A 7,061-nucleotide genomic window follows, 5' to 3' on the forward strand; every position below is an offset into this window, starting at 1 on the left:
GTGGTCTGATGGCAGACTGATGGCGTTGGTCAGCACCAAGAGGCATGGCTTGGCCAGTAGATGGTGAAAGAATTCAACAACAATAACCGGCGACCCGATTCGCTCTACAAGGAATCCCGCATGGCCGAACCGACCTTTGAGGCCCCCGCATCCTACTATCGCGACAGCATTGCTGTTCGCCCCGAGGCCAGTCAGTCGCTGGCCGGCGAGCGGCGCGTCGACGTGTGCGTTATCGGCGGTGGGGTGACTGGCTGCTCCACGGCGCTGCATCTGGCCGAACGCGGCTATTCGGTGGCGCTGCTGGAAGCTGGTGAGATAGGTCACGGCGCTTCGGGGCGCAGTGGTGGTCAGATCCTGCCCGGCCTGGGGACCGACATCATCACGGTGGAGAAGGCGCTGGGGCGGCCGCGGGCCCGCGAGATCTGGGAGATGAGCCGCGAGGCGGTGCGCCTGACCGCCGCCCTGGTCGAACGCCATGCGATCCCCTGCGACCTGGCCTGGGGCTATCTGCACGCCGCGGTCAAGCCGCGTCACGTGCGCGAACTCCAGGATTTCCGCGATCGCCTGGCCCGCGACTACGACTACCAAGCCTTGAGCTGGCTGGAGGGCGACACCCTGCGTGAGCGCGTGGTCAGCGATGCCTACCCAGGCGCGCTGTTCGAGAGCGAGGCCGGCCACCTGCATCCGCTCAACTACACCCTGGGCCTGGCGCGTGCCGCCGAGCGAGCCGGCGCCGAACTGTATCCACATACGCCGGCGCTGGAGATTCAGCGCGGCGCGCCGGTGCGCGTGTTCACCCCTCAGGGCGTGGTGATCGCCGACAGCCTGGTGGTAGCCACCAACGCCTATCTGCGTGGCCTGGTGGCGGAGCTCGACGGCCGCATCATGCCCGCCGCCAACTACATGATTGCCACCGCACCGCTCAGCGAAGCCCAGGCCGCACAGGTACTGCCGCATAACGATGCCCTGTCTGACGCCAACTTCGTGCTCGACTACTATCGCCTGTCCGGCGACCGGCGCCTGATCTACGGCGGCGAAGTCAGCTACAACGGCCGCGAGCCGCGTGGGCTGGAGGCGCGCATCGATGCCAAGATCGCCCGACTGTTCCCGGTGCTGAGCGGGATCCCCATCGAATACCGCTGGGGCGGTGACGTGGCGATCACCGTCAACCGCGCGCCGGACTTCGGGCGTCTCGATGCCAATCTCTACTACGCCCAGGGCTACTCCGGCCACGGCATGGCCCTGGCTGGGCTGGCCGGCCAGCTGCTGGCCGAGACCATCGCCGGGCAGCACGAACGCTTCGATGTCTTCGCCGCCATGCCGCACCGACGCTTCCCCGGCGGGCGGCGTCTGCGCACGCCGCTGCTGGTGCTGGCCACCCAATACTACAAGCTGCGCGACAGGCTATAACCGCAATACGCTTCGCCTAGCGGCCCGCCGGGCGTTAGCCACCAAGAGGTTCCCATGAAAGATCTGGAAAGCTGGCTGAAAGAGCGACGTATCACCGAAGTCGAGTGCCTGGTCAGCGACATCACCGGCATCGCCCGCGGCAAGATCGCGCCGGTCTCGAAGTTCGTTGCCGAGAAGGGCATGCGTCTTCCCGAGAGCGTGCTGCTACAGACCGTGACCGGTGACTACGTCGAGGACGATATCTACTACTCGCTGCTCGATCCTGCCGACATCGACATGATCTGCAAGCCCGATATCAGTGCCGCCTACCCGGTGCCCTGGGCGCTGGAACCCACTGCCCAGGTGATCCACGACTGCTTCGACAAGCAGGGCAACCCCATCGAACTGTCGCCGCGCAACCAGCTCAAGAAGATACTCAGGCTCTACACCGATCAGGGCTGGCAGCCGGTGGTGGCGCCGGAGATGGAGTTCTACCTGACCAAGCGCTGCGAGGATCCGGACCTGCCGCTGCAGCCGCCGATCGGTCGTAGTGGGCGCCAGGAAACCGGGCGTCAGTCGTTCTCCATCGATGCCGCCAACGAATTCGACCCGCTGTTCGAGGACATGTACGACTGGTGCGAGGAACAGGGGCTCGACATCGACACCCTGATCCATGAAGAGGGCACCGCGCAGATGGAGATCAACTTCCGTCACGGTGACCCGCTGGTGCTGGCCGACCAAGTGTTCCTGTTCAAGCGCACCTTGCGCGAGGCGGCACTCAAGCACGACGTTGCGGCGACCTTCATGGCCAAGCCGGTAACCAACGAGCCCGGCAGCGCCATGCATCTGCACCAGAGCGTGCTGGATATCGCCAGCGGTGAGAGCGTATTCGCTAATGCCGACGGCACCCATAGCGATCTGTTCCTGTGGCACGTTGGCGGACTGCAGAAATTCATCCCCGAGGCGCTGCCGCTGATGGCGCCCAACGTCAACTCCTTCCGCCGCTTTCTGCCCGATACCTCGGCGCCGGTCAACGTCGAGTGGGGAGAGGAGAACCGCACCTGTGGGCTACGGGTACCGGATAGCTCGTCACACAACCGACGGGTCGAGAACCGCTTGCCGGGGGCCGATGCCAATGTCTATCTGGCGATCGCCGCGAGTCTGCTGTGCGGTTACATGGGCATGATCAAGCAGGTGGCTCCCAGCGCCCCGGTCAAGGGACGGGCCTTCGAACGGCGTAACCTGCGCCTGCCGTTCACCCTCGAGCAGGCGCTGGAGCGCATGGAGCACTGCCAGGAGCTGGAGGAGTACATGGGCCGCAAGTTCGTCCAGGGCTATGTGGCGGTAAAACGGGTCGAGAATGAGAACTTCAAGCGCGTGATCAGCTCCTGGGAGCGAGAGTTCCTGCTGCTGAGCGTATGAGCATGCCGCCCATCGAGCAGTAAGTGAAACCTAGCGTTGATGCCTTCGCCACAGGCTGCGGATACGCTAGTCAGGTGCCAGCCGCCGAGGCTGACGACAACAATCCGAAGAACGAGGTGCCACGATGTTTCGATATCACACGCTGTCGGTAGCTGTTGCCGCTGCCACCCTGGGGCTCTCCGCCGCGGCAGCCCAGGCCAACGAGGTGCGCGTCTACAACTGGTCGGACTATATCGCCGAGGATACCCTCGAGCGCTTCACCGAAGAGACCGGGATCGAGGTCATCTACGACGTCTACGACAGCAACGAGGTGCTGGAAGCCGCACTGCTCTCGGGGCGTTCCGGCTACGACGTGGTGGTCCCCTCCAACCACTACCTGACCCGTCAGATCAGCGCCGGGGTCTACCTGGAACTGGACCATGACCTGATCCCCAACATGGTCAATCTCAATCCTGACCTGATGGACGATCTGGAGTACGTCGATCCGGGCAGCCAGTACTCGATCCCCTACATGTGGGGCACCAACGGTATCGGCTACAACGTCGAACGGGTGACCGAGATCCTCGGCGACGATGCGCCAGTCGACTCCTGGGCGCTGATCTTCGATCCCGAGGTCACCACGGCCCTCAACCAGGGCGGCTGCGGCATCTCGATGCTCGACTCCGGCGACGAGATGCTGTCTCCAGCGATGGCGTACCTGGGTCTGTCGCCGCTCTCCGAGGAGAGCGAGGATCTCGAGGCGGCCGGCGAGCTGATCGCCGCGGTGCGCGACAACATCACCTATTTCCACTCCTCGCGCTATATCTCGGACCTGGCCAACGGTGATATCTGCGTGGCAGCGGGTTACTCCGGCGACATCTTCCAGGCCGCCGACCGCGCCGCGGAAGCCGGACGCGACTTCACCATCGCTTACAGCATTCCCAAGGAGGGCGCGGCGCTGTGGTTCGACATGATGGCGATCCCCGCCGATGCGCCGAACCCCGAGAATGCCCACGCCTTCATCAACTTTATCCTCGAGCCGGAGATTGCCGCCGGCATCACCGAGTATGTGATCTACGCCAACCCCAACCTGGCAGCCAACGAGTACCTCGACCTTGAGATCCTCAACGACCCGGCGGTCTATCCCGATCAGGAGGTGATGGACAACCTCTACGTGGCAGAAGAGAAGCCGCTGGCGGTGCAACGCATGCGCACGCGGATCTGGAACCGCGTCAAGTCCGGCCAGTAACCGCTGCGGCGGCCGGCCCTCGGGTCGGTCGCCGGTGTTTCACGATCACACTCGGGGGGGCTGGACGATGCTGCAATCCCAGGGCCTGGAACAGGCCCATCAACGGCGTCTCGACGATGACGCGCTGGTTGATATACGTCGTATCAGTAAGCGTTTCGATGGCGCGCTGGCGGTGGATGACGTCAACCTGACCATCCGGCGTGGCGAGATCTTTGCGCTGCTGGGCGGCTCGGGGTCGGGAAAGTCGACGCTGCTGCGCATGCTGGCGGGGTTCGAAAAGCCCAGTGAAGGCCAGATCCTGCTCGACGGTGAGGACATCACCACGATGGCGCCCTACGAGCGCCCGATCAACATGATGTTTCAGTCCTATGCGCTGTTTCCGCACATGACGGTGGCGCAGAACATCGCCTTCGGTCTCAAGCAGGACAAGCTGCCCAGGCAGGAGATCGACGACCGCGTCGCCGAGATGCTCAAGCTGGTGCACATGGAGCGCTTTGCCAAGCGCAAACCGCATCAGCTATCCGGCGGCCAGCGTCAGCGCGTGGCGCTGGCGCGCTCGCTGGCCAAGCGGCCCAAGCTGCTGCTGCTGGACGAGCCGATGGGAGCGCTCGACAAGAAGCTGCGCACCGAGATGCAGCTGGAGGTGGTGGAGATCCTCGAGCGGGTTGGGGTGACCTGCATCATGGTCACCCACGACCAGGAGGAGGCCATGACCATGGCCGATCGGGTGGCGATCATGGCCGATGGCTGGATCGCCCAGGTCGGCTCGCCAATGGACGTCTACGAGAGTCCGGCGAGCCGTATGGTGGCGGAATTCGTCGGTACCGTGAATCTGTTCGAGGGCGATATCGTCACCGACGAAGCCGACCACTGCGTGATCGATAGCCCCCAGCTGGGGCGCCAGATCTACATCAGTCACGGCGTCACCACCGAGGCCGACAACCGCCGGGTGTGGGCGGCGGTTCGCCCCGAGAAGACCGGGTTGAGCCGCGAACGGCCCAGCGGCGAGTACAACTGGGCGGCGGGGCAGGTCGAGGACATCGCCTACCTGGGCGGTACGTCGGTCTATTTCGTACGCACCGAGCAGAATCATCTGGTCAAGGTCAGCCTGGCCAACACCGAACGCCGCGGCGAGCGCCCCACCTGGGACGACAGCGTCTACATCCAATGGGACGACCGCAGCGCCGTAGTGCTGCGCGACTAAGTAGGAGCGAGCCATGAAGCCTTCCCCGCTGGCGCGCCTGCCGCGCCTGCTTCGCCCCGGTCGTGGCTGGGTGATCGCGGCGCCGTTGCTATGGCTGACGCTATTCTTTCTGCTGCCGTTTGGCATCGTGCTCAAGATCAGTCTCTCCGAGGCGGCGATCTCGGTGCCGCCCTATAGCGCCATCCTCGACTATAGCGCCGAGACACTCAACGTCGCGCTGAACTTCGGCAACTACCTATTTCTGACCACCGATACGCTGTACATCGCCGCCTATTGGGGCTCGGTGAAGATCGCCTTCCTGTCGACCCTGCTGTGCCTGCTGATCGGCTACCCGATGGCCTACGCCATGGCGCGTGCGCCGGCGCGCTGGCAGTTGGTATTGCTGCTGCTGGTGATGCTGCCGTCGTGGACCTCGTTCCTGATCCGCGTTTACGCCTGGATGGGGATCCTCAGCAACAATGGCCTGATCAACAATGGCCTGATGTGGCTGGGGCTGATCGACTCGCCGATCCGCATGATGAACACCAACTTCGCGGTGATCCTGGGCATCGTCTACGCCTACCTGCCGTTCATGATCCTGCCGCTCTACGCCAATCTGTCGCGGCTCGACGGCTCGCTGCTGGAGGCCGCCTCCGACCTCGGCTCGCGCAAGATCAATACCTTCCTCAAGGTGACCCTGCCGCTCTCCAAGGGCGGCATCATCGCCGGCTCGATGCTGGTGTTCATCCCGGCGGTGGGCGAGTACGTGATCCCCGAGCTGCTGGGCGGCCCCAACACGCTGATGATCGGCAAGGTGCTGTGGGAAGAGTTCTTCCACAACCGCGACTGGCCGGTGGCCTCGGCGCTGGCGATGGTGATGCTGGCGATTCTGATCATCCCGATTGCGCTATTCCACCGCTATCAGAGCCGTGAGCTGAAGGAGTGACCATGAAGAAACCGTCCTTTACCACGCTGATGCTGATCGCGGGGCTGCTGTTTCTGTATCTGCCAATGGCGATCCTGGTGTTCTACTCGTTCAACTCGTCGCGACTGGTGACGGTGTGGGCGGGCTTTTCGGGCCGCTGGTATATCGAACTGTTCCGCGACCGTCAGATACTGGCCGCAGTCTGGACCAGCCTGCGTATCGCTTTCTTCTCGGCGACCATGGCGGTGTGCCTGGGCACCATGGCGGCCTTCGTGATGACCCGCTTCACGCGCTTTCGCGGCAAGACCGCGCTGTCGAGCATGGTCACCGCGCCGCTGGTGATGCCCGAGGTGATCACCGGCCTGTCGCTGCTGCTGCTGTTCGTGCACATGGCGCAGATGATCGGCTGGCCGGCGGATCGCGGCATGGTCACCATCTGGATTGCCCACACCACCTTCTGCAGCGCCTATGTGGCAGTGGTGGTGGCCTCGCGCCTGCGCGAGGTCGACCTGTCAATCGAGGAGGCGGCGCTGGATCTCGGCTCGCCGCCGGTCAAGACCTTCTTCCAGATCACCCTACCGGTGATTGCCCCGGCGCTGGCCGCCGGCTGGCTGCTGGCCTTCACCCTGTCGCTGGACGACCTGGTCATTGCCAGCTTCGTCTCCGGTCCCGGTGCCAGTACCTTGCCGATGGTGGTGTTCTCCTCGGTGCGCATGGGGGTATCGCCGAAGATCAACGCCCTTGCCACCTTGATCATCCTGGCGGTATCGCTGGCGACCTTCCTGGCCTGGTACTTCATGCGCAGAAGCGAAAACAAGCGGCGCATAGCCATGGCCCAGCAGGACGCCGGCTGATTCAGTCTGATGATAATGGCGCCAAGGACAATCATAGGAGCGATTTCAATCGCGATGCAG

At 63.8% G+C, this 7,061-nt stretch carries 6 protein-coding genes; all 6 read left to right on the top strand.

Annotated features, from left to right (window positions below; translation table 11 throughout):
• Positions 1-120: 120 nt before the first annotated feature.
• Positions 121-1,410: an NAD(P)/FAD-dependent oxidoreductase gene (locus tag BLT16_RS10425; RefSeq protein WP_089658460.1), complete on the top strand. Its 1,290-nt coding sequence runs from the start codon at positions 121-123 to the stop codon at positions 1,408-1,410.
• 54 nt (positions 1,411-1,464) lie between these two features.
• On the top strand, positions 1,465-2,811 hold the full coding sequence (locus BLT16_RS10430; RefSeq protein ID WP_089658461.1) for a glutamine synthetase family protein: 1,347 nt from the start codon (positions 1,465-1,467) through the stop codon (positions 2,809-2,811).
• Between the two features lie 124 nt (positions 2,812-2,935).
• Positions 2,936-4,039, top strand: coding sequence for a polyamine ABC transporter substrate-binding protein (locus BLT16_RS10435; protein ID WP_089658462.1), 1,104 nt, complete (start codon positions 2,936-2,938; stop codon positions 4,037-4,039).
• A gap of 67 nt (positions 4,040-4,106) precedes the next feature.
• On the top strand, positions 4,107-5,243 hold the full coding sequence (gene potA / locus BLT16_RS10440; RefSeq protein ID WP_089658463.1) for a polyamine ABC transporter ATP-binding protein: 1,137 nt from the start codon (positions 4,107-4,109) through the stop codon (positions 5,241-5,243).
• Between the two features lie 13 nt (positions 5,244-5,256).
• The gene (locus tag BLT16_RS10445; protein WP_089658464.1) at positions 5,257-6,168 is read left to right on the top strand and encodes an ABC transporter permease subunit; all 912 of its coding nucleotides are present in this window, start codon (positions 5,257-5,259) and stop codon (positions 6,166-6,168) included.
• 2 nt (positions 6,169-6,170) lie between these two features.
• Positions 6,171-7,001, top strand: coding sequence for an ABC transporter permease subunit (locus tag BLT16_RS10450; RefSeq protein WP_089658465.1), 831 nt, complete (start codon positions 6,171-6,173; stop codon positions 6,999-7,001).
• Positions 7,002-7,061: the final 60 nt, after the last annotated feature.

This window comes from Franzmannia pantelleriensis, assembly GCF_900102875.1.
Lineage (GTDB): Bacteria > Pseudomonadota > Gammaproteobacteria > Pseudomonadales > Halomonadaceae > Franzmannia > Franzmannia pantelleriensis.